Origin of the sequence: Pseudomonas maumuensis, assembly GCF_019139675.1 — a bacterium.
GTDB classification, from domain to species: Bacteria; Pseudomonadota; Gammaproteobacteria; order Pseudomonadales; family Pseudomonadaceae; genus Aquipseudomonas; species Aquipseudomonas maumuensis.
Genome location: NZ_CP077077.1, coordinates 3,929,242 through 3,950,440 on the forward strand (window position 1 = coordinate 3,929,242; position 21,199 = coordinate 3,950,440).

General features: G+C 64.8%; 20 protein-coding genes. 9 read left to right on the plus strand and 11 right to left on the minus strand.

The annotated features are described in order from the left end of the window. Nucleotides 1-58: 58 nt before the first annotated feature. On the minus strand, nucleotides 59-541 hold the full coding sequence (gene rssC / locus KSS90_RS17525; protein WP_217866599.1) for an anti-sigma factor antagonist RssC: 483 nt from the start codon (nucleotides 539-541) through the stop codon (nucleotides 59-61). Beyond that, the gene (gene rssB, locus KSS90_RS17530) at nucleotides 538-1,722 is read right to left on the minus strand and encodes a two-component system response regulator RssB (protein WP_217866600.1); all 1,185 of its coding nucleotides are present in this window, start codon (nucleotides 1,720-1,722) and stop codon (nucleotides 538-540) included. The genes rssC and rssB overlap by 4 nt, the downstream gene beginning before the upstream one ends. 269 nt (nucleotides 1,723-1,991) lie before the next feature. Here rssB and KSS90_RS17535 point away from each other — a divergent pair, with 269 nt between their 5' ends. Continuing rightward, nucleotides 1,992-2,291: a PilZ domain-containing protein gene (locus KSS90_RS17535; RefSeq protein WP_217866601.1), complete on the plus strand. Its 300-nt coding sequence runs from the start codon at nucleotides 1,992-1,994 to the stop codon at nucleotides 2,289-2,291. A 51-nt stretch (nucleotides 2,292-2,342) separates the two neighbouring features. Here KSS90_RS17535 and KSS90_RS17540 read toward each other — a convergent pair whose 3' ends face one another. Continuing rightward, nucleotides 2,343-3,050 carry an MlaA family lipoprotein gene (locus tag KSS90_RS17540; protein WP_217866602.1) on the minus strand — a complete coding sequence of 236 codons (708 nt, stop codon included), beginning with the start codon at nucleotides 3,048-3,050 and terminating at the stop codon, nucleotides 2,343-2,345. Between the two features lie 188 nt (nucleotides 3,051-3,238). Between KSS90_RS17540 and pcrP the strand changes: the two genes are divergently transcribed. Further along, the gene (gene pcrP / locus KSS90_RS17545) at nucleotides 3,239-3,790 is read left to right on the plus strand and encodes an HAD superfamily inactivated hydrolase PcrP (protein ID WP_217866603.1); all 552 of its coding nucleotides are present in this window, start codon (nucleotides 3,239-3,241) and stop codon (nucleotides 3,788-3,790) included. Nucleotides 3,791-3,913: 123 nt separating this feature from the next. Next, nucleotides 3,914-4,177, plus strand: a complete 264-nt coding sequence (locus tag KSS90_RS17550) for a DUF4404 family protein (protein WP_031315272.1) — start codon at nucleotides 3,914-3,916, stop codon at nucleotides 4,175-4,177. A 119-nt stretch (nucleotides 4,178-4,296) separates the two neighbouring features. Here KSS90_RS17550 and queF read toward each other — a convergent pair whose 3' ends face one another. Beyond that, nucleotides 4,297-5,127, minus strand: coding sequence for an NADPH-dependent 7-cyano-7-deazaguanine reductase QueF (queF, locus tag KSS90_RS17555; protein WP_217866604.1), 831 nt, complete (start codon nucleotides 5,125-5,127; stop codon nucleotides 4,297-4,299). Between the two features lie 68 nt (nucleotides 5,128-5,195). Then, the gene (locus KSS90_RS17560) at nucleotides 5,196-5,699 is read right to left on the minus strand and encodes a cupredoxin domain-containing protein (protein WP_217866605.1); all 504 of its coding nucleotides are present in this window, start codon (nucleotides 5,697-5,699) and stop codon (nucleotides 5,196-5,198) included. A 158-nt stretch (nucleotides 5,700-5,857) separates the two neighbouring features. Between KSS90_RS17560 and KSS90_RS17565 the strand changes: the two genes are divergently transcribed. Then, nucleotides 5,858-6,538 (plus strand): heavy metal response regulator transcription factor, encoded by a 681-nt coding sequence (locus KSS90_RS17565; RefSeq protein WP_217866606.1) that lies wholly within the window; start codon nucleotides 5,858-5,860, stop codon nucleotides 6,536-6,538. Next, complete coding sequence (locus tag KSS90_RS17570) at nucleotides 6,538-7,881, plus strand: heavy metal sensor histidine kinase (protein ID WP_437180041.1); 1,344 nt, start codon at nucleotides 6,538-6,540, stop codon at nucleotides 7,879-7,881. Before KSS90_RS17565 ends, KSS90_RS17570 begins: the two co-directional genes overlap by 1 nt. Nucleotides 7,882-8,029: 148 nt before the next feature. Here the strand turns inward: KSS90_RS17570 and KSS90_RS17575 are convergent, their stop codons facing one another. The 3 genes from KSS90_RS17575 to KSS90_RS17585 all read right to left on the minus strand — a co-directional run bounded on the left by KSS90_RS17575 (nucleotide 8,030) and on the right by KSS90_RS17585 (nucleotide 11,278). Next, entirely contained in the window at nucleotides 8,030-9,274 is a 1,245-nt protein-coding gene (locus KSS90_RS17575) for a lipoprotein-releasing ABC transporter permease subunit (protein ID WP_217866607.1), read from the minus strand. A gap of 62 nt (nucleotides 9,275-9,336) precedes the next feature. Then, a complete protein-coding gene (lolD, locus tag KSS90_RS17580; RefSeq protein WP_172670900.1) occupies nucleotides 9,337-10,020 on the minus strand; it encodes a lipoprotein-releasing ABC transporter ATP-binding protein LolD in 684 nt (227 codons plus the stop codon). Nucleotides 10,021-10,027: 7 nt separating this feature from the next. Beyond that, nucleotides 10,028-11,278, minus strand: a complete 1,251-nt coding sequence (locus KSS90_RS17585) for a lipoprotein-releasing ABC transporter permease subunit (RefSeq protein ID WP_217866608.1) — start codon at nucleotides 11,276-11,278, stop codon at nucleotides 10,028-10,030. Nucleotides 11,279-11,371: 93 nt separating this feature from the next. Between KSS90_RS17585 and KSS90_RS17590 the strand changes: the two genes are divergently transcribed. Together KSS90_RS17590 and KSS90_RS17595 are read left to right on the plus strand one after the other, a co-directional pair. Beyond that, on the plus strand, nucleotides 11,372-11,956 hold the full coding sequence (locus KSS90_RS17590; RefSeq protein WP_217866609.1) for a PilZ domain-containing protein: 585 nt from the start codon (nucleotides 11,372-11,374) through the stop codon (nucleotides 11,954-11,956). 30 nt (nucleotides 11,957-11,986) lie between these two features. Next, entirely contained in the window at nucleotides 11,987-12,703 is a 717-nt protein-coding gene (locus tag KSS90_RS17595; RefSeq protein ID WP_038705752.1) for a glycerophosphodiester phosphodiesterase, read from the plus strand. A gap of 48 nt (nucleotides 12,704-12,751) precedes the next feature. Here the strand turns inward: KSS90_RS17595 and sthA are convergent, their stop codons facing one another. The 3 genes from sthA to KSS90_RS17610 form a co-directional block, all read right to left on the minus strand. Continuing rightward, entirely contained in the window at nucleotides 12,752-14,146 is a 1,395-nt protein-coding gene (sthA, locus tag KSS90_RS17600; protein ID WP_023631920.1) for a Si-specific NAD(P)(+) transhydrogenase, read from the minus strand. Between the two features lie 214 nt (nucleotides 14,147-14,360). Beyond that, nucleotides 14,361-15,395, minus strand: coding sequence for an FAD:protein FMN transferase (locus KSS90_RS17605; protein ID WP_437180042.1), 1,035 nt, complete (start codon nucleotides 15,393-15,395; stop codon nucleotides 14,361-14,363). Between the two features lie 152 nt (nucleotides 15,396-15,547). Then, nucleotides 15,548-17,011 (minus strand): glyceraldehyde-3-phosphate dehydrogenase, encoded by a 1,464-nt coding sequence (locus tag KSS90_RS17610; protein ID WP_217866611.1) that lies wholly within the window; start codon nucleotides 17,009-17,011, stop codon nucleotides 15,548-15,550. A gap of 167 nt (nucleotides 17,012-17,178) precedes the next feature. Between KSS90_RS17610 and mfd the strand changes: the two genes are divergently transcribed. Both mfd and KSS90_RS17620 read left to right on the plus strand, forming a co-directional pair. Beyond that, the gene (gene mfd, locus KSS90_RS17615) at nucleotides 17,179-20,628 is read left to right on the plus strand and encodes a transcription-repair coupling factor (RefSeq protein ID WP_217866612.1); all 3,450 of its coding nucleotides are present in this window, start codon (nucleotides 17,179-17,181) and stop codon (nucleotides 20,626-20,628) included. A 9-nt stretch (nucleotides 20,629-20,637) separates the two neighbouring features. Continuing rightward, the gene (locus tag KSS90_RS17620; protein ID WP_217866613.1) at nucleotides 20,638-21,198 is read left to right on the plus strand and encodes a CsiV family protein; all 561 of its coding nucleotides are present in this window, start codon (nucleotides 20,638-20,640) and stop codon (nucleotides 21,196-21,198) included. The last annotated feature ends 1 nt before the right edge of the window (nucleotide 21,199 follow it).

Below are 21,199 nucleotides of genomic sequence, written 5' to 3' on the forward strand. Positions count from 1 at the left end.
AGCCCCCTCGCACTGCTTGTTGGTGGGCTGAGTGTAAGCGGGCTTGCCCCGCGATAGGTCAGGATCTTTCCAGCGCGCTCACCAGGTCATGGAACGCCTCGCGGTTGGAGTCGTTCAAGCCCATGAGGATCTTGTGCGCCTCCAGCACCTTGGAGCGCACCACGCTTTCGTCCTGGTCCTGGGACGGCAGGTCGGTCAGGCATTCCGGGCACGGCACCGGGCGGTCGACGATGTTGAATACCTGGTCGAAGCCCATGGACTGCAGCAGCCGGGAAATGTCCGGGTTGGTGGTGACCACGGTCGGCAGCAGGCCGACCTTTTGCCGGGACAGGATCGACAGCTTGGCCAGCAGGCCGAGGGTGGTGCTGTCGATGCTTTCGGTTTCGGTCAGGTCGATGACGATGGCCGAGAAGTTCAGCGCGGTGAAGATCTTCTCGATCGTCGCATCCAGTGCCGAACACAGGGTCAGGCGCACTTCACCGACAAATTTCAGAACGAAGGTCCCGTTTTGTTCGGCGAACTGGATTCTACCAGTACTCATTCAAGGTTCCTGCTCAACACCAATAGGGCGATATCATCCGGCATCTCCCCAAGCGTAGCCAATTCGAATCGTTGGCGCAGCCCCTCCAGGCTGCCACCCGCCGCCTTGACGATTTCCGGCAAGGCAGCTTCCTTATCTTTGAGTGTGTCCCCGGGCAAAAGGTCCAGAATGCCATCGGACATCAGGGTGAGGCTGAACTGCTCGGGCAGCTCCAGCACCAGGTCCTGGTAGCTGGCCTCGTCGAACAACCCCACCGGCAGGCCGCGGCCTTCGAGGTAGCGGGCTTGCCCGGGGGTATACAGCACCGGCAGCGGCAAGTGGCCGCCAACGCTGTAGGTGAGCAGGCCGGTGTCCTCGTCGATGACGCCACCGACCATGGTCACATGCTTGCCCAGCTTGCAGTTGATCAGGCCACGGTTGATGTGGCTGAGCACCTGCGAAGGCTTGAACTCGCGCATCTTGCCGCCACGCTTGAATTCGAACAGCAGGCGCGTGGTCATGAACTTGAGCAGCACCGTCACGAATGCCGACGAGGCGCCGTGACCGGACACGTCCGCCAGGTAGAAGGCGATACGCCGCTCATCCACACGGAAGTAGTCGGCAAAATCCCCCGACAGGTACAGCGACGGGATGATCTGGTGCTCGAACGCGAACGCCCCAGCCGTCCAGGGATTTTCCGGGAGCATGTTCATCTGCACCTGGCGCCCGGCGGTCTGGTCTTCCTGCAACAGGTGCAGGCTGGCCTCCAGTTCGCGGTTGGCGGCTTCGAGCTTTTCGCGGTAGCGCTGGTTCTCCAGCACCAGGCGCGAACGGTCGAGCGCGCGGCGCACCGAGTGCTCAAGCACGGCCAGGTCTTCCAGGGGCTTGATCAGGTAGTCCGCCGCGCCCAGGCGCAAGGCTTCGACCGCGTCGCTCATCACGCCGGCACCGGACACCACAATCACCGGCAATTGCGGCGCACGCTCGCTGATCCGGCGGATCAGTTCGAGGCCGCCCATCTGCGGCATGCGCAGATCGCAGATAACGAGGTCGGGCTGGTGTGCTTCGAAGACCTGGAGGCCCTGCTGGCCGTTACCGGCCTGGAGGACGCTGAAGCCGCTGTCTTCCAGATAAGCGGCGAGGCTGGCACGGACCACCTCGTCGTCATCGATGATCAGCAGCGTTGCACTGGGTTTCTGCATGTGGGCGAACGGCGCCAGATTTGGGTTGGCGTAGCGACTGTGTAGAACCGACAGACGGCTACTGGGATGCTCTCTAGCCACTCTCTACTTGAGTTGTAGGACAAGAAGACTGGTCCGGCAAATAGTGAGGTGCCCTGTAAGGCGCTGACGGTACTCCCATCCGCCTGGCGTTTCAAGCATGGGCAGGTAGACTTCCCCGCACTTTACAGGGCAAATCACCCGGCGTTATAAGAATGTGGAGCAGCGCAACCTGACGAAAGGATGCAAGCATGTCCCAGCCCCCCGTGGATTACAGCGAAAAACGTGATTTCATCCGCATGCGTATTGATGCCGAGGTCCAGCTACTGCAGGCCGACCAGGTGATCAGCGCTGTGTGCATCGACCTCTCCAGCACCGGCATGCAGGTGCAGGCACCGCAGCGTTTCCAGGTGGGTGACCGCCTCGAGGTACGCATCGACTCCGACCACACGGCCCTCGCCGGGCTGCATGCCAGCACCGAAGTGGTGTGGATCGCCGACCAGCCAGGCGGCGCGCAGCGCTTCGGCTTGCGCATCCTGGCGATGCATTGAACTGTTACGAAAAAGGCGACCCGAAGGTCGCCTTTTGCGTAAGCCGGCAGATCAGAAGTCGTCTTCGACCTGGCCGTCCTTGACCTTGAACTCGCGGTTCTGCAAGTAGGCGTTGCGCAGGAAGATGTACTTGTCGCCCTGGATCAGCTTTTCTGCCGACAGCAGGCTGGCGCGGGTATCGATCACGTCCAGGGCGAAGATCGAATTGCGCGTCGGTACATGGTCGATGTAGCGGTAGGGTTCGGTGTAGGTGTCCGGGTACTTGGCCAAGCCGTCGCGCACGGTGCTTGGGCCAAGGAACGGGATGACCACGTACGGCCCGCTGGGCACGCCCCAGTAACCGAGAGTCTGGCCGAAGTCTTCGTCGTTGCGCTGCAGGCCCATCTTGGTGCCGACGTCGAAGAAGCCACCCAGGCCGAAGGTGGTGTTGACGATCAGCCGCGCCGTGTCGACGCCCGCCGCACGGGGCTTGAGCTGCAACACGTTGTTGGCCAGGTTGGTGACGTCGCCCAGGTTGCGGAAGACGTTGTGGATGCCATCTTCGAGGAACTGCGGGGTGACGAACTGATAACCCTGTGCCAACGGCTTGAGGGCATAGGTGTCGAGGACGTCGTTGAACCGGAAGATCGGCCGGTTCACCGCCTCCCAGGGATCCTCCTCGGTGGCCGCCTGGGTGGCCGCCACGGGCGCCAGCAGCAAGCTGGCGCAGACACAGGCCTGGGTGACTCGCTCGATCACTCCGGCACCGATCCTACGCATAGATGTTTCTCCATCGGATTTCACGGCGGCAACGGCCTTTGGCACGCTGCTCGATAGGGCGCAAGTATACTGGCTTGCTGGCTGAACGATAGTTTTACATATCTCTGTCAAGATTTTGTGAACAACTGTTGCCGTCATCCGCTGGTAACAATCGCCGACTAGCCTGCGGGCTATTTAGGGACGTTGCCATGCAAGACGCACCCGCCTTCACCGCTGTGCTGTTCGGCCTGCGCGGCTGCCTGGTCCAGGCGAGCGCCGACGGCGCCCTACCCGCTTCCGGCGCCCTCGACTCCCTTCACCGCCTGCGCGCGCAACAGGTGCCATGCATCTGGCTCGACGACGTCAGCGCAGCACAAGGCAAGCGCCTGAGCGGCGTACTGCCCGACTGGCTGCCGGGCCATTGCGTCAACGGCAGCAAATGGCCGACCCCCAACGCTTGCTGGCAGGCGTTGATGAGTTTGCAAAGCCGCTGCCTGGAGGGCTGCGTGCTGGTCAGTGGCGAACCGCTGTTGTTGCAGTCGGGGCTCAATGCCGGCCTGTGGACGGTGGGGCTGGCGGCCTGCGATCAGGGCTCGGCGCAATGGCAGGCGCTGACCCGACAGGAACAGGAACGGGCCCGCGGCACGGCCACCCTGGCCCTGTTCGGCCTGGGCGTTCACTCGGTGATTGACCACCTCGAATCCCTCGATGCCTGTCTCACGGACATCGCCCAGCGTCGGCACAAGGGCGAGAAACCCTGATACATCCCCGTTGATACGGGTCATGCAAAGCGCCGGCAGGTGGATTACGCTAGAAGACAGGCCCGAACCTTTGCCGCTTCGCTGAGGTCCATGCCTTGCCAAGTCATTGATGGAGTAAGAACAATGCCTGCCCGCGAACTGCAAGAGCGCCTGAATAGCCTGCGCGAGCAACTGGATCGCAATGTGCCGCTTTCGGAGGAGGAACTGGCCAGCCTGCATGAAGAAGCCAGGCAGATCGAAGCCCAGCTGAAGCTTGAGGAAGCCACCCCGGACAACAACCTCGTCGATGGCGTGAACCTCGCCATCGAACGCTTCGAGGCCGAACATCCCGACCTTACCGCCACCCTGCGCAGCATTGCCAACTCGCTGCACAGCATGGGGATCTGAACCCAACGGGGCTGCGCTGCAGCCCATCGCCGGCAAGCCGGCTCCCACAGGGATTGCGCCAATCTGCTCTCTGTGGGAGCCGGCTTGCCGACGATGGGTCGCTTCGCGGCCCCGTTACATTACTGCCGCACCAAGCGCAGGTTCCGCGGGCTGATCGCCCCGGTGCTGCGATACGGGTTGATATCCAACCCGCCCCGGCGCACATAGCGGGCATACACCGTCAGGTGCTCAGGCTTGAGCAGGTTCTTCAGGTCCAGATAGATCCGCTCCACGCACTGCTCGTGGAAGTCGGCATGCTGGCGGAAGCTGATCAGGTAGGTCAGCAGGCTGGCATGGTCCAGCGCCCGCCCCTTGTATTCCACCACCACGCTGCCCCAGTCCGGCTGGCCGGTGACTGGGCAATTGGATTTGAGCAGGTGGCTGTGTACGGTCTCTTGCACCACACGATCCGCCGCGCAGCGCAGCAACTCAGGCTGCGGTTGCTCGTAGTTGCTGATGGTCACGTCCAGCGCATCGATGCACTGGCCCGGCGAGGCAGTCACGCCTTGGCCTTCGACCTCGGCCAGGGTGCTGACCTTGACCGCGACCGGCTTGCCCGCGGCAGCAGACAAGTCGTTCACCAGGCAAGCTTGCAACTCGGCCATCGAGGCGAACACAGTCTGGTTCAGCGAGTTGAGGTACAACTTGAAGGACTTGGACTCGATGATGTTCGGCGAGTCGCAAGGGATGGCGAACTCGCCGATGGCCACCACCGGCTTGCCCGAGGGCAGCAGCCAGGACAGCTCGAAGCAGTTCCAGAAATCCACGCCCTGCCACGGCAGCGCATCGCCACTGACACCCAGCTCGGCCCACTTGGCCAGGCGCGGAATGGGGAACAGCAGCGAGGGGGTGTAGGTGGAGATGTATTCGCTGGACTTGCCCAGCGGGGAATGTTCGGCGGCGGGGTGCATGGAAACTGACCTGAAGGTTCGAAATTGCCCCTAGTCTACCGGTTTTGCACCCCGCCTTGGAGCCGATGTCACTCGATGGTCAACGGCCCGACCATGCCGGCCTGGTAATGGCCCGGCACGTTGCAGGCGAACTCGATGGGTGCCGACTTGCGGAAGGTCCAGGTCAGCTCCGCGCGCTGGCCAGGCTGCACCAGCACGGTGTTGCCGGTGTCGTGGCCATGGCCGCCGCCCATCATCTGGCTATGATCCATGCCTTCGTGATTCATGCCGGCGGTAAATATCTTGCCCTGCATGGCGACCATTTCCTTTTGATGCTCGGCGTGCATGGCTTTGTCGCCCAGGTTGAACTCGTGGGGCAGCTTGCCTTCGTTGACCAGCACGAAACGTACGGTTTCGCCGGCCTTGACCTTGATGCTCTTGGGTTCGAAGGCGATGTCCTTGAGCACCACCTCGACAGTGCGGGTGGCCTTGGCTGCCGGCGCCGGCTCGCCGAAGGCGAAGGGCTTGGCTTCGCCAGCGAAGGTGGGCAGGCTGGTCAGGGCAAGCGCGGCGGTGAGGAACAGGTGTTTCATGGGTGACTCCAGATCAATGCAGCGAAGATGGCGCCATTGTCGAAAAAGCTGGCTGGCAGCTGGCTGACGGGAAGATTACAACTTTGTCAGCTTGGGCAGGCCGCCAGATCGTCACGTATCATTTCGGCATCACGTTGGCCCGAACCGTTGGTAAACACATGAAACTGCTGATCGTCGAAGACCAGGCCAAGACCGGCCAGTACCTGAGCCAGGGCCTGAGCGAGGCCGGCTTCGCCACCGAACTGGCCAGCGACGGCGACACCGGCCAGCACCTGGCCCTGAACGGCGACCACGACCTGCTGATCCTCGATGTGATGCTGCCGGGGCGCAACGGCTGGCAGATCCTCCAGGCGGTGCGCCAGGCCGGGCTGGACACCCCGGTGCTGTTCCTCACCGCCTGCGACGCCGTCGAGGACCGCGTGCATGGCCTGGAGCTGGGCGCCGACGACTACCTGGTCAAACCCTTCGCCTTCTCCGAACTGCTGGCCCGCGTGCGCAGCCTGCTGCGCCGTGGCGCCAGTGCCAGCCAGGATACCTGCCTGGCCCTGGCCGACCTGCGCCTGGACCTGATCCGCCGCCGCGCAGAGCGCGCCGGCGAGCGCATCGACCTGACCGCCAAGGAATTCGCCCTGCTCGAACTGCTGCTGCGCCGCCAGGGTGAAGTGCTGCCCAAGTCGCTGATCGCCTCGCAGGTGTGGGACATGAATTTCGACAGCGATACCAACGTCATCGAAGTGGCCATCCGCCGCCTGCGCCTGAAGATCGACGACAGCCATGCCACCAAGCTGATCCACACCGTGCGCGGCATGGGCTATGTGCTCGAAGAGCGCCAGGACTGATGCGCCGCCTATCGCTCGGCAGCCGCCTGGCCCTGCTGTTCGCCGCCTGCACCGCCAGCGTTTCGCTGGGCGCCGGACTGCTGTTCGGTCGCGCCAGCGAGCAGCACTTCGTCGAACTCGACCAACAGTTGCTCAGTGGCCGGCTTTCATTGATGAGCAGCCTGCTCGCCGGCGTCACCACCCAGGAGCAACTGGCCACGCGGCTACCGGCACTGCTCAACGAACTGAGCCACCAGTCCGACCTGGCCTTGCGCGTGCGCGGCGCCGACGGCACGCCCTGGTTCGCCAGCCGCGGCGAGCTACCGCAGGCCCCCGCCCCTACCGGCCTGGCCACACTGCACAGCCACGGGGTCGATTACCGCAGTCTGAGCGCGCCCCTGGTCGACGGTCAGCCCGCTTCGCCGCAACTGACTCTATTCCTCGATATCACCCATCACCAGCACTTCCTGCAAGGCATGCAGCGCCTGATCTGGCTCACCGTCGGCCTCAGCGCGCTGGTCACCGCGCTGCTCGGCGCCTGGGCCGCCCGCAGCGGCTTGAAGCCGCTGCGGCAGATGGGCAAGGTCGCCGCCAGCGTCAACGCCGGTTCGCTGACCACGCGTTTGCCGGCCGCCGAGATGCCCGAAGAGCTGGCCGAGCTGGCCGGCACCGTCAACGCCATGCTGCAGCGCCTGGACGATGCCTTCCAGCGCCTGTCGGCGTTCTCCGCCGACATCGCCCACGAGCTGCGCACGCCGCTGTCCAACCTGCTGACCCACACCCAGGTCACCCTCACCCGTCCGCGCAGCCTCGAGGAGTATCGCGAGGCCCTGCACGGCAACCTCGAGGAGCTGCAATGGATGGCCCAGCTGGTCAACGACATGCTCTACCTGGCGAAGGCCGACCACGGCTTGTTGATGCCCAGCCGCCAGCCGCTGGACCTGGCGACGGAGGTCGATGCGTTGCTGGAGTATTACGCGACACTGGCCGAGGACGCCGAGGTGCGCTTGCTGCGCGAGGGCCAGGCCCGTACCGAAGGCGACCGACACATGCTGCGCCGGGCGCTATCCAACTTGCTGGACAACGCCCTGCGCTTCACCCCCGCCGGGGGCGAGATACAGGTAAGCCTGGAGCCTGGGCTGCGCATCGTGGTGGCCAACACCGGGCCGGCGATTGCGCCGCAACTGCTTGAGCGATTGTTCGACCGCTTCTACCGGGCGGATCCGGCGCGCCAGGAAGGCAGCAGCGAGCATGCGGGGTTGGGACTGGCGATCACCCGCTCGATCGTGCAGGCACACGGTGGGAAAATTCGGGCGGAGTGTGAAGATGGATGGACGCGGTTCGTGATCGAGTTGCCCGCGTAGGGGCTGCTATGCAGCCCATCGCTGGCAAGCCAGCTCCCACCCCGACCGCGCCGCCCTCAAGCCAAGCGCTATACCTGTGGGAGCCGGCTTGTCGTGGCGACGAACCGCGGCGAAAGGCGCGCAAAGCGCCTCCCGGTACTGCCATGCCTTACTCGTAACGCAACGCCATGGCCGGCTCGATCTGCGAGGCGCGATAGGCCGGGTAGATCGTCGCCAGGAAGCTCATCACCAGCCCCGCCACGCAGATGATCGCCACATCGCCCCATTGCAGCTCCGACGGCAGGCTGCTGATGAAGTAGATGTCGGAGGTGAAGATATGCTGGCCGCTGACTCGCTCGAGCCAACCGACCACCGCGCTGACGTTCAGCGCCAGGATCACCCCCAGCACCCCGCCAAGCAAGGTGCCGACGATACCGATCAAGCTGCCCTGGACCATGAAGGTGCCCATGATCTGCGCCGGTGTGGCGCCAATGGTGCGCAGGATGGCGATGTCCGCGCCCTTGTCGTTCACCACCATCACCAGGGTGGCGATGATGTTGAACGCGGCCACGGCGATGATCATCATCAGCAGCAGGCCGATCATGGTCTTTTCCATCTTCATCGCGCTGAACAGGCTGCCCTGGGTATGCGACCAGTCATCGGCGCGGTAGCCTTCGCCCAGGCCCGCGGCGATGGCCTTGGACACTTGCGGCGCGGCATACAGGTCATGCAGCTTCAGACGCACGCCCTGCACCTGGCCCGGGGCCCAGCGCTGCATCTCGCCGGCATCGGCGACGTGGATGTAGGCTTGCGAACCATCCAGCTCGGCACCGACCTTGAAGATACCGACCACAGTCAGGCGCTGCATGCGCGGGGTAATGCCGCCCGGCTCCTTGCTGATCTCCGGCACGATCAACGTCAGCTTGTCACCGGTGTTCAGGCGAAAACGCCGTGCCGTCAACTCACCGATGACCACGCCGTACTCACCTGGCACCAATGCCTGCAAGCTGCCCTGGACAATATGCTGGGTGACGATGGAGACCTTGCCTTCCTCGGCCGGGTCGATGCCGGCAACCTGGATCGGCTGCATCGCCCCCTTGTACGAGAGCATGCCTTCCATCTCGGTGATCGGCGCGGCAGCCATCACCGCCGGATTGCCTTCGGCGGCGTTGGCCACCGTACGCCAGTCGTCCAGCGGCTGCGCGCCGAGGATCGCAGCGTGCGGCACCAGGCCAAGCACCCGCGAACTCATCTCGCGCTGGAAGCCGTTCATCACCGACAACACCGTGATCATCGCCAGCACGCCGAGCGACAGGCCGATCATCGAGGTCATCGAGATGAACGAGATGAAATGGTTGCGGCGCTTGGCACGGGTGTAGCGAGCACCGATGAACAAGGACAAGGGTCTGAACATGAACGGGAACACCCAAGTAGAAAAAGAACCGGGGCCGCCTCACGGGGCCCCGCGCAAGCGACTCAGATCGCCACCAGGTGCCCGTCTTCGAGGCTCAGCACGCGGTCCATCTGGCGCGCCAGGTTGAGGTCGTGGGTCACCACCAGGAAGGCGGTCTGCGAGTGGGTAGACAACTCGCGCATCAGCTCCTGGATGCCCTGGGCGGTATGGTGGTCGAGGTTGCCGGTGGGCTCGTCGAGCATCACCAGGCCCGGGCGGTTGACCAGGGCTCGGGCAATCGCCACGCGCTGGCGCTCACCACCGGACAGCTCGGCCGGCTTGTGATTGAGGCGGTGGCCCAGGCCGACGCGCTTGAGCAGCGCCTCGGCGCGCTCGCGGGCCTCGCTGATCGGGGTCTTGCCGATCAGCAGCGGCATGCAGGCGTTCTCCAGGGCGGTGAACTCTGCCAACAGGTGGTGGAACTGGTAGACGAAGCCCAGCGCGCGATTGCGCAGCAGGCCGCGGGCCCGCTCGCCCAGTGCCGACAGCTCTTCGCCGGCCAGCCAGACACTGCCCTGCGTCGGCGTGTCGAGGCCGCCCAGCAGGTTGAGCAGGGTACTCTTGCCCGAACCCGAGCTGCCGACGATGGCCACCCGCTCGCCCGGGTGCAGCTCGAGGTTCAACCCCGACAACACCTGCACCGACTCCGGGCCTTCCTCGTAGCTCTTGCCCAGGTTGCGGCAGCTCAACACGGCTTTATCACTCATGCGCGACTCACTCATAACGTAGCGCCTCTGCAGGCTGGGTGCGCGAGGCGCGCCAGGCCGGGTACAGGGTGGCGAAGAAACTCAGGACCAGCGCCGCACCGCAGACCATGTACACGTCCTGGGCCTGGATCTGCGACGGCAGGTAATCGATGAAGTACACGTCGGCATTGAGGAACTTGTGCCCGATCAGGGCTTCGATGCCGGCGATGGCCGCGCTCACGTTGAGCGCGCCAAGGATGCCCAGCACCGCGCCGATCAGCGTGCCGACCACGCCGATCACCGTGCCCTGGACCATGAAGATGGCCATGATCTGCCCGGGCGTGGCGCCCAGGGTGCGCAGGATGGCGATGTCGCCGCGCTTGTCGTTGACCACCATCACCAGGGTGGAAATGATGTTGAACGCCGCCACCGCGACGATCAGCAGCAGCAGCAGGCCGATCATGGATTTCTCCATGCGGATCGCCTGGTACAGGTTGCCGTGGGTGCGGGTCCAGTCCCGCGGGTAGTACTCCTGCTCGCCCAGCTGCTGGGCGATGGCCCAGGTGGCGCGCGGCGCCTGGAACAGGTCGTCGAACTTCAGGCGCACGCCCTGGACCTGATCGGCCTTCCAGCGATGCAGGCGCGACAGGTCGGCGATGTTGGTCAGGCCCAGGTAGCCGTCGATCTCGCCGGCGCCGACATGGAAGGTGCCGACCACGGTGAAGCGCTTCATGCGCGGGAACATGCCCGCCGGGGTGACGCTGACCTCGGGGGCGACGAAGGTCAGCTTGTCGCCAATGGCCACACCCAGCTTCTGCGCGGCCTTGTCGCCGATCATGATGCCCCACTCGCCCGGCGCCAGCTTGTCGAGGCTGCCGTCGAGGACGAACTTGTCGATGATCGACACCTCGCGCTCGCGGGCCGGGTCGATGCCGTTGAGCAGCACCTTCTGCACCTTGCCCTCATGGGTCAGCAGGCCCTGCATCTGGGTGAAGGGCGCGACCGCCAGCACCTGCGGATTCTGCTTTACTTTAGAGGCGAGGGCTTGCCAGTCGTTGATCGGCTGGCCGGTCTCCAGCGTGGCATGGGGGATCATCCCCAGCACGCGGGTACGCATCTCGTGGTCGAACCCGTTCATCACCGACAGCACCACGATCATCACCACCACGCCCAGGGCGAGGCCGATCATCGAGGTGAGCGAAATGAACGAGACGAAGTGATTGCGGCGCTTGGCACGGGTGTAGCGCGTACCAATGAATACGAATAGAGGTCTGAACATGTCGGGGCTTGTTCGGATGAAAGGGAACGTCCTTGTGGCGAGGCGCCTACGGCGGCTTTACACTCGGACCACCGCCGTAACCTTGGGTTCGCCATGACGACATTAGACGAAGAAGATCGCCGCGAATACTACCGCATCGAAGATCGGATCGCACTTCAAATCAGCCCCCTCAGCGCGGCCGAAGCCCTTGAGACAGAACTGTTGCAGGATGATTCGGAGCTGTTCAACCTGCTCAGCGAACTGCACCTGTCCGACTTCGAGTCGCAACACCTGCTGCGCCAACTGAGCGAGAAGGACCGTACCCTGGCCGCCTTCCTGCGCGCCCAGAACAAACGCCTCGACCTGCTCAGCGCCGTGGTCGCACAAACCCTGATCGGCGAAATCGGCCAGCCGATGCCGGTGATCATTTCCGAAGGCGGCATCGAGTTCGCCCAGGCGCAGAAGATCGCGCCCGGCACCCGGGTCAAGGTGAAGATGGTGCTGATGCCCCGTGCCCATGGCCTGCTGCTGCGCGGCCGGGTCACCCATTGCGACCCGCGCCCGGACGGCGACTTCGAGGTCGGCACCGAATTCATCGACATGACCGACGCCCAGCGCCAGCTCCTGGCCCGCTACATCCTGCAGCGCCAGCAACAGCAACGGCGCCAGGCGCTGGAGCAGAACCAGCCGGACGCATAAGCCCTTTTTCCCTGATTTGAAGGAACGAACGTGACCCTGATCTATGGCCACCGCGGCGCCAAGGGCGAAGCACCCGAGAACACCCTGCAGAGTTTCCGTCAGTGTCTGTCCCATGGCGTGGACCGCTGCGAACTCGACTTGCACCTGTCGGCCGACAACGAGCTGATGGTGATCCACGACCCGACCCTCAAGCGCACCACCGGCCGGCGCGGCAAGGTGGTCGAGCACACCGCCGCCGAGCTGGTGACTTACGATGCCCGCAAAGGCGGGCCGGGCCATGTGCAGCCCTGCCCCATCCCACGGCTCGAGGAGCTGTTCGCGAAGTGCCCGTTCGAGCATTGGCAACTGGAGGTCAAGAGCGCCTCGCGCACCCGCGCCGCCAGCACGGTGCTGGCGATCCGCGAACTGGCCCTGCAGCACGGCCTGCTGGACAAGGTGACCATCACCTCGAGCTCACGGGAAGTGCTCGGCGCCGCCCAGGAGCTGGTGCCGGATGTGAAGCGCGGGCTGGTCGCCGAGTATGCCTGGCTCGACCCGTTGAAGGTCGCGCAGAACTACGGCTGCGAGATGCTGGCGTTGAACTGGACGCTATGCACCCCCGAGCGCCTGATCAAGGCGCAGCGCCAGGGTTTGCACGTGTCGGTGTGGACGGTCAACGAACCGGCACTGATGCGCCGGCTCGCTGACTTTGGCGTGGACAGCCTGATTACAGACTTTCCCGGTTTGGCCAGGACCACCCTCGGGTAGGGCTGAAATCGGTCTCCCCGACCGGCTCAGGCCACCGGTCGGAGCCGCTCAAAAAAGCCGGTTCAGACCATCATAGGCGGCTACCCGATAGGCCTCGGCCATGGTCGGGTAGTTGAAGGTGGTGTTGACGAAGTATTTCAGGTTGTTCTGCTCGCCCGGCTGGTTCATCACCGCCTGGCCGATGTGGACGATCTCCGAGGCCTGGTAGCCGAAGCAGTGCACGCCCAGGACCTCCAAGGTCTCGCGGTGGAACAGGATCTTCAGCATGCCTTGCGGCTCGCCAGCGATCTGCGCGCGGGCCATGCTCTTGAAGAAGGCCTTGCCCACTTCGTAGGGCACCTTGGCCTGGGTCAGTTCCTGCTCGTTCTTGCCGATCGAGCTGATCTCCGGAATGGTGTAGATGCCGGTCGGCACGTCGTTGACGAAGCGCCAGCTGCCGTTGTCGACGATGCTGCCGGCCGCCGAGCGGCCCTGGTCGTGGGCGGCGCTGGCCAGGCTCGGCCAGCCGATCACGTCACCGGCACCGTAGATGTTCGGCACGCTGGTGCGGTAGGTCTCGTCGACCTCGATCTGGCCACGGCTGTTGACCTTGATACCGATGTTCTCCAGGCCCAGCTTGTCGGTGTTGCCGGTACGCCCGTTGCACCACAGCAAGGCGTCGGCCTTGATCTTCTTGCCCGACTTCAGGTGCAGGATCACCCCGTTGTCCAGGCCTTCGACACGGTCGTACTCCTCGTTGTGGCGCACGGTGATGTTGTTGTTGCTGAAGTGGTAGCTCAGCGCCTGGGAAATCTCCGAATCCAGGAAGCTCAGCAGCTGGCCGCGGTTGTCGACCAGCTCCACCAGCACACCCAGGCCGCTGAAGATCGAGGCGTATTCGCAACCGATCACCCCGGCGCCGTAGACGATCAGCTTGCGCGGGGTATGGCTGAGGCTGAGGATGGTGTCGCTGTCATAGACGCGCGGGTGGTGGAAGTCGATGTCGGCCGGACGGTACGGGCGCGAGCCGGTGGCGATGATGATGTGCTTGGCGTTGAGCTTCTCGACCACGCCGTTGGGGCAGACCACTTCGACGGTCTGCTCGTCGGCGAAGCTGCCGGTGCCGACGAACACATCGACGCGGTTGCGCGCGTAGTAGCCGGTGCGCGAGGCGACCTGCTTGCTGATGACCTTCTCGGCGCTCTTGAGCACGTCGGGGAAGGAGAACCAGCGCGGCTCGCCGATGGCGCGGAACATCGGGTTGGTGTTGAACTGCATGATCTGCCGCACGGAGTGACGCAGTGCCTTGGACGGGATGGTGCCCAGGTGGGTGCAGTTGCCACCGACCTGGCGACGGCTGTCGACCATGGCCACCTTGCGCCCTGCTTTGGCGGCGTTCATTGCCGCGCCCTCACCGGCCGGGCCGGAACCCAGCACCACTACGTCGTAGTTGTAGACAGCCATGCGTACTCCTTCAGAACTGGCCCGCCGGCCGGGTGGCCGCGGGGCGCGATCATGTCGCCGGGGCGCCATGAGAAAATTCGGGTGCAGTCTAATCAAGCGTGAACGCCGCGCACATTAACCCTTGGTCGCGTCGTAGGCCATTATTGCCTGCACTACATGTCGTTTCACCGTTTCCCTGGCTTCGATCATCCGTGGCTTGCCTTTCACTCGCCTTTCACTCGCCTTTCACTCGCCGCTCGAAGGCCGGCGTGGAACGGGAGACGAAACCACCCTCGACCCGGGTCACCAGCACCGCGGCGATACCGTGGGCGATGGCGAAATCCCAGCCTTGCTGCGGCCCGAGGATCAACAACAGGGTCGAGTAGCCGTCGGCCTGCAACGCCGAGGCATCGAGCACCGTCACCGCCGCCAGGTCGTGGGCGACCGGGCGCCCGAGGCGGGCATCGAAGGTGTGCGAATAGCGCCGGCCATTGTCCTCGAAATAATGCCGATAGTCACCCGAGGTCGACACGGCCAGGTCCTGCACGTCGATGACCTGGCGGGCGATCTGGCGATTCTCGCGCGGCAGCTCCAGCGCCACTCGCCAGGCACTGCCGTCGGGCTTGCGGCCCACGGCCTTGAGCTCACCGGTGGCCTCGGCGAGGAAGTTGTCGATGCCCATGGCGCGCAGGCGTTGGGCGATCAGGTCGACGGAGTGGCCGGCGGCGATGCTGTTGAAATCCAGCTCGATGGCGGCGTCCTTGCACAGGGCCTCACCCTCGAGGCGTAGGTGGCGGTAACCCACGCGCAGGCGCGCCCTGGCCAGCGCCTGCGGCTCCGGCACCTGCATTTCGCGGGCTTGCGGGCCGAAGCCCCAGAGGTCGAGTAGCGGTTCGACGGTAAGGTCGAAGGCACCCTGGCTCTGTTCGGCCAGGTGCTGGCCGAAAGTAACCAGCTCCAGCATGTCGGCATCGATGGGCAGGCACTGGTTGGCCGGCAACTGGTTGAAACGGCTGACGATGGAGTCGCCGCGGTAGGTGGAGTAATGCGCGTCGATGGCCTGCAGGACGCTTTCGACCGCCGCCTGCACCTGCTCCGGCGCCGGGCCGCCTGGCTGGCGCACGTACTGGATGCTGTAGCTGCTGCCCATGGTCGGGCCGCCGAAGCGCTCGAGGGTCGGGGTTGGCTTGCAGGCTGAAAGCAGCGTAAGGATGGACAACAGTAGTATCGCGCGCAAACGAGAGCTCTCAGGAGACTGCACTGGCCTCATCGCCGGCAAGCCGGCTCCCACAAAAGGCTCGGCGCCAGCGCCTCTGTGGGAGCAGGCTTGCCGGCGATGAGGCCGGTACAGGCACAGCAGTTATCAGGCAAAAAAAAACGGGAACCCGAAGGTTCCCGTTTTCTCAACGCATTACAAGCGGATCAGCGTGGAAACGCTGGCGGGTTCACACCGGCCATGTCTTCCATCACGCGCACCACCTGGCAGCTGTAACCGAATTCGTTGTCGTACCAGACGTACAGGACAACACGGTTGTCGTTGCAGATGGTCGCCTCGGCGTCGACCACACCGGCGTGGCGCGAACCGACGAAGTCGGTCGATACCACTTCCTGGGAGCTGACGTAGTCGATCTGCTTGTGCAGCTCGGAGTGCATGGCGGTCTGGCGCAGGTACTCGTTCAGCTCTTCGCGGTTGGTGGCCTTCTCGAGGTTCAGGTTGAGAATGGCCATCGACACGTTCGGCGTCGGAACACGGATCGCGTTACCGGTCAGCTTGCCCTTGAGCACTGGCAGCGCCTTGGCGGCGGCAGTGGCGGCACCAGTCTCGGTGATGACCATGTTCAGCGGCGCGGCGCGGCCACGGCGGCTGCCCTTGTGGAAGTTGTCGATCAGGTTCTGGTCGTTGGTGAACGAGTGAACGGTTTCGACGTGGCCGTTGACGATGCCGTACTGGTCGTTGATGGCCTTGAGCACCGGCACGATGGCGTTGGTGGTGCAGGACGCCGCCGAGATGATCTTGTCGTCGGCGCTGATGTCGCCGTGGTTGATGCCGTGCACGATGTTCTTCAGCGCGCCCTTGCCAGGCGCGGTGAGGATCACGCGGGCGGCGCCCGGGCAGGCCAGGTGCTGGCCGAGGCCGTCGGCGTCACGCCAGACACCGGTGTTGTCGACGATCAGTGCATCGTTGATGCCGTACTGGGTGTAGTCGACTTCGCTCGGGCTCTTGGCGTAGATCACCTGAATCAGGTTGCCGTTGGCGGTGATGGTGTTGTTGGCTTCATCGATGACGATGGTGCCGTCGAACGGACCGTGTACCGAGTCGCGGCGCAGCAGGCTGGCGCGCTTGACCAGGTCGTTCTCGGCGCCCTTGCGCACGACGATGGCGCGCAGGCGCAGGCCGTCGCCGCCACCGGTCTTCTCGATCAGGATGCGCGCCAGCAGGCGGCCGATGCGGCCGAAGCCGTACAGCACGACGTCGGTGCCCTTGCGTGCGGAAGCGTTCTGCTGACCCACGACGTCGGCCAGTTCGTCACGGACGAACTGCTCGGCGCTGCGGCCATTGCCTTCGGCCTTGAACTTGTTGGCCAGCTTGCCCAGGTCCACCGAGGCGGCGCCCAGCTTCAGCTCGCTCATGGCCTTGAGCAGGGGGAATGTCTCGTGGACGGACAGCTCGGTCTCGTCGGTCTGACGGTGACGGGCAAAGCGGTGGGCTTTGAGGATCGAGATAACCGAACGGTTGATCAGGCTGCGGCCATAGATCGAGCTCACCACGTTGTTGTTGCGGTAGAGCTGACCGATAAGCGGGATCATCGCTTCAGCCAGGGCTTCACGATCGATCCACTCACCAAGACACTGGTCGGGCTTCTGAGTCACGGTAACCTTCCACATGTAGGGGAACAAAAAAGGGGCTACATTATGACGCCCCGCGGCGTATCGGGCAATGAGCGCCTGTCGCCGGCGCCAACCCCCGTCGCCAAGCCCTTTCGAACCTGACAGCGCGCCTCGTCACCGGTACAATCGACCTCTTTGCCGCAACGCTTGGAGTCCGATCTCCCGTGTCAGTTCTGCGCCTACCGCAAATGTCGGCCACGGCCGGCAAACAAACCTGGGGCAACCTGCCCGGCGCGGCCTTGAGCCTGGCCGTCGCCGAGGCTGCCAGTACCGCCGGTCGCTTCACCTTGCTGCTGACCGCCGACAGCCAGGCGGCCGACCGCCTGGAGCAGGAACTGCGCTTCTTCGCGCCGGATCTGCCGGTGCTGCCTTTCCCCGACTGGGAAACCCTGCCCTACGATCTGTTCTCGCCGCACCAGGACATCATCTCCCAGCGTATCGCCAGCCTCTACCGGCTGCCGGAGCTGGACCACGGCATCCTGGTCGTGCCGATCACCACCGCCCTGCACCGCCTTGCGCCCACGCGCTTCCTGCTGGGTAGCAGCCTGGTGCTGGACGTGGGCCAGAAGATCGACGTCGAGCAGATGCGCGCGCGCCTGGAGGCCAGCGGCTATCGCTGCGTCGACACGGTCTACGAGCACGGCGAGTTCGCCGTGCGCGGCGCGCTGATCGACCTGTTCCCCATGGGCAGCAAGCAGCCGTACCGCATCGACCTGTTCGACGACGAGATCGAGACCCTGCGCACCTTCGACCCGGAGAGCCAGCGCTCGATCGACAAGGTCGACTCGATCCGCCTTTTGCCGGCGCGCGAGTTCCCCATGCAGAAGGACGAGGTGACGCGCTTCAAGGCGCGCTTCCGCGAACGCTTCGACGTCGACTTCCGCCGCAGCGCGATCTTCCAGGACCTTACCAGCGGCATCATCCCCGCCGGCATCGAGTACTACCTGCCGCTGTTCTTCGAAGAAACCGCCACCCTGTTCGACTACCTGCCGGCCGACACCCAGGTGTTCTCGCTGCCGGGCGTGGAACAGGCCGCCGAACACTTCTGGAACGATGTGCGCGGGCGCTATGAAGAGCGCCGCGGCGACATGACCCGGCCACTGCTGCCGCCGGCGGAACTGTTCCTGCCCGTGGAGGATTGCTTCGCCCGCCTCAAGCAATGGCCACGGGTGGTGGTCAGCGCCGAAGACCTCGACCCCGGCGCAGGCCGCGAGCGCTTCCCCGCCCGCGCCCTGCCCAACCTGGCCATCGAGGCCAAGGCCCACCAGCCGCTGGCGGAACTGGCCAACTTCCTCGACCAGTTCAGCGGCCGCGTGCTGTTCACCGCGGAGTCCGCAGGCCGGCGCGAGGTACTGCTGGAGCTGCTCGAACGCCTCAAGCTGCGCCCGCAGACCGTCGACGGCTGGGCCGACTTCATCACCGGCGGCGAGCGCCTGGCGATCACCATCGCCCCCTTGGACGACGGCCTGCTGCTGGACGACCCGGCCATTGCCCTGGTAGCGGAAAGCCCGCTGTTCGGCCAGCGCGTGATGCAGCGCAGGCGCCGCGAGAAACGCGGCGAGGCGGCCAACGACGCGGTGATCAAGAACCTCACCGAGCTGCGCGAAGGCGCGCCGGTGGTACACATCGACCATGGCGTGGGCCGCTACCTGGGCCTGGCCACCCTGGAAATCGACGGCCAGGCCGCCGAGTTCCTCACCCTCGAATACGCCGAGGGCGCCAAGCTCTACGTGCCAGTGGCCAACCTGCACCTGATCGCCCGCTACACCGGCAGCGACGACGCCCTGGCCCCGCTGCACCGGCTGGGCTCCGAAGCCTGGCAGAAAGCCAAGCGCAAGGCCGCCGAGCAGGTGCGCGACGTCGCCGCCGAGCTGCTCGACATCTACGCCCGCCGCGCCGCGCGCAAAGGCTACGCTTTCGCCGATCCCGCCGCCGACTACGCCACCTTCAGCGCCGGCTTCCCGTTCGAGGAAACCCCCGACCAGCAGACCGCCATCGAAGCCGTGCGTGCCGACATGCTCGCCGGCCAGCCCATGGACCGCCTGGTGTGCGGCGACGTCGGCTTCGGCAAGACCGAGGTAGCCATGCGCGCCGCCTTCATCGCCGTGCATAGCGGCCGCCAGGTGGCGGTGCTGGTGCCCACCACCCTACTCGCCCAGCAGCACTACAACAGCTTCCGCGACCGCTTCGCCGACTGGCCGGTGAAGGTCGAGGTGATGAGCCGCTTCAAGTCGGCCAAGGAAGTCGCCAGCGCCGCGGCGGAGCTGGCCGAAGGCAAGATCGACATCCTCATCGGCACCCACAAGCTGCTGCAGGACGATGTGCGCTTCAAGGACCTGGGCCTGGCCATCATCGACGAGGAACACCGCTTCGGCGTGCGCCAGAAGGAACAGCTCAAGGCGCTGCGCAGCGAGGTGGACATCCTCACCCTGACCGCCACGCCGATTCCACGCACGCTGAACATGGCGGTGTCGGGCATGCGCGACCTGTCGATCATCGCCACGCCCCCGGCGCGGCGCCTGTCGGTGCGCACCTTCGTCATGGAGCAGAACAAGAGCACGGTGAAGGAAGCGCTGCTGCGCGAACTGCTGCGCGGCGGCCAGGTGTACTACCTGCACAACGATGTGAAGAGCATCGAGAAGTGCGCCGCCGAGCTGGCCGAGCTGGTGCCCGAGGCGCGCATCGGCATCGGCCACGGGCAGATGCGCGAACGCGAGCTCGAGCAGGTGATGAGCGACTTCTACCACAAGCGCTTCAACGTGCTGATCGCCTCGACCATCATCGAGACCGGCATCGACGTGCCGAGCGCCAACACCATCGTCATCGAGCGCGCCGACAAGTTCGGCCTGGCGCAATTGCACCAGTTGCGCGGCCGGGTCGGGCGCAGCCACCACCAGGCCTATGCCTACCTGCTGACGCCACCGCGCCAGCAGATCAGCGCCGACGCCGAGAAGCGCCTGGAGGCCATCGCCAATACCCAGGACCTGGGCGCGGGCTTCGTCCTGGCCACCAACGACCTGGAGATCCGCGGCGCCGGCGAACTGCTCGGCGAAGGCCAGAGTGGGCAGATCCAGGCGGTCGGCTTCACCCTGTACATGGAGATGCTCGAACGCGCGGTCAAGGCCATCCGCAAGGGCACCCAACCTAACCTCGAACAGCCGCTGGGCGGCGGCCCGGAGATCAACCTGCGCCTGCCAGCGCTGATCCCCGAGGACTACCTGCCCGACGTGCATGCGCGCCTGATCCTCTACAAGCGCATCGCCTCGGCGGCCGACGAAGAGGGCCTCAAGGACCTGCAGGTGGAGATGATCGACCGCTTCGGCCTGCTGCCGGAGCCGAGCAAGAACCTGATGCGCCTGACCCTGCTCAAGCTGCAGGCGGAAAAGCTCGGCATCAAGAAAGTCGATGCCGGCCCCAACGGCGGCAAGCTCGAGTTCGAGGCCGAGACACCGGTCGACCCGCTGACCCTGATCAAGCTGATCCAGGGCCAGCCCAAACGCTACAAGTTCGAAGGCGCGACCCAGTTCCGCTTCCTGGTGCCGATGGAACGCCCCGAAGAACGTTTCAACACCCTGGAGGCGCTGTTCGAGCGCCTTACCCCACAAAATCCATAAGGAAGCTTCATGCGTGCCATCCGTTGCCTGACCCTGCTGCTGACGCTGATCGCACCAGCCGCCTTCGCCGCAGGCCCCTACCAGGTGGAAATGATCCTGGTGCGGCAGAACGCCGTGCCGGCGATCACCAGCCCGTTCGCCCCGGAAGACTGGAGCGCCGGCGCGCCGCGCCTGGACAAGGGCGCCGAGCGCCCGACCGGCCTGGGTGACGAAGTCACCCGCCTGCAGGCCACCGCCGACTACACCGTGCTGCTGCACAAGGCCTGGCAGCAGGATGGCGAAACCGTTGCCCTGAGTGCCGGTGACGAACAGTTCGGTCACTTCCCGATCGAAGGCAACCTGAGCATCCAGGAAAGCCGCTTCATCGCCGTCGACGCCAACCTTTGGGTCAACCAGCTCGACAGCAATGGCAGCGTGCTGCGCAGCGAGCAGTTCAAGCAGAGCAACAGCAACATGAAGGCCGGCCAACTGACCTTCCTCGATGGCGGGCACCTGGCCGTGCTGCTCAAGGTTTCACCGGCCGGCATGCGCAAGATGCCGCTGCCCGATCCGGAAATGATGGAGCAGTGAA

Bases quoted from the DNA above. Each gene is read 5' to 3' on its own strand.
- rssC (WP_217866599.1), bottom strand. From the start codon at position 541: ATGAGTACTGGTAGAATCCAGTTCGCCGAACAAAACGGGACCTTCGTT.
- rssB (WP_217866600.1), bottom strand. From the start codon at position 1,722: ATGCAGAAACCCAGTGCAACGCTGCTGATCATCGATGACGACGAGGTG.
- KSS90_RS17535 (WP_217866601.1), top strand. From the start codon at position 1,992: ATGTCCCAGCCCCCCGTGGATTACAGCGAAAAACGTGATTTCATCCGC.
- KSS90_RS17540 (WP_217866602.1), bottom strand. From the start codon at position 3,050: ATGCGTAGGATCGGTGCCGGAGTGATCGAGCGAGTCACCCAGGCCTGT.
- pcrP (WP_217866603.1), top strand. From the start codon at position 3,239: ATGCAAGACGCACCCGCCTTCACCGCTGTGCTGTTCGGCCTGCGCGGC.
- KSS90_RS17550 (WP_031315272.1), top strand. From the start codon at position 3,914: ATGCCTGCCCGCGAACTGCAAGAGCGCCTGAATAGCCTGCGCGAGCAA.
- queF (WP_217866604.1), bottom strand. From the start codon at position 5,127: ATGCACCCCGCCGCCGAACATTCCCCGCTGGGCAAGTCCAGCGAATAC.
- KSS90_RS17560 (WP_217866605.1), bottom strand. From the start codon at position 5,699: ATGAAACACCTGTTCCTCACCGCCGCGCTTGCCCTGACCAGCCTGCCC.
- KSS90_RS17565 (WP_217866606.1), top strand. From the start codon at position 5,858: ATGAAACTGCTGATCGTCGAAGACCAGGCCAAGACCGGCCAGTACCTG.
- KSS90_RS17570 (WP_437180041.1), top strand. From the start codon at position 6,538: ATGCGCCGCCTATCGCTCGGCAGCCGCCTGGCCCTGCTGTTCGCCGCC.
- KSS90_RS17575 (WP_217866607.1), bottom strand. From the start codon at position 9,274: ATGTTCAGACCCTTGTCCTTGTTCATCGGTGCTCGCTACACCCGTGCC.
- lolD (WP_172670900.1), bottom strand. From the start codon at position 10,020: ATGAGTGATAAAGCCGTGTTGAGCTGCCGCAACCTGGGCAAGAGCTAC.
- KSS90_RS17585 (WP_217866608.1), bottom strand. From the start codon at position 11,278: ATGTTCAGACCTCTATTCGTATTCATTGGTACGCGCTACACCCGTGCC.
- KSS90_RS17590 (WP_217866609.1), top strand. From the start codon at position 11,372: ATGACGACATTAGACGAAGAAGATCGCCGCGAATACTACCGCATCGAA.
- sthA (WP_023631920.1), bottom strand. From the start codon at position 14,146: ATGGCTGTCTACAACTACGACGTAGTGGTGCTGGGTTCCGGCCCGGCC.
- KSS90_RS17605 (WP_437180042.1), bottom strand. From the start codon at position 15,395: ATGAGGCCAGTGCAGTCTCCTGAGAGCTCTCGTTTGCGCGCGATACTA.
- KSS90_RS17610 (WP_217866611.1), bottom strand. From the start codon at position 17,011: ATGTGGAAGGTTACCGTGACTCAGAAGCCCGACCAGTGTCTTGGTGAG.
- KSS90_RS17620 (WP_217866613.1), top strand. From the start codon at position 20,638: ATGCGTGCCATCCGTTGCCTGACCCTGCTGCTGACGCTGATCGCACCA.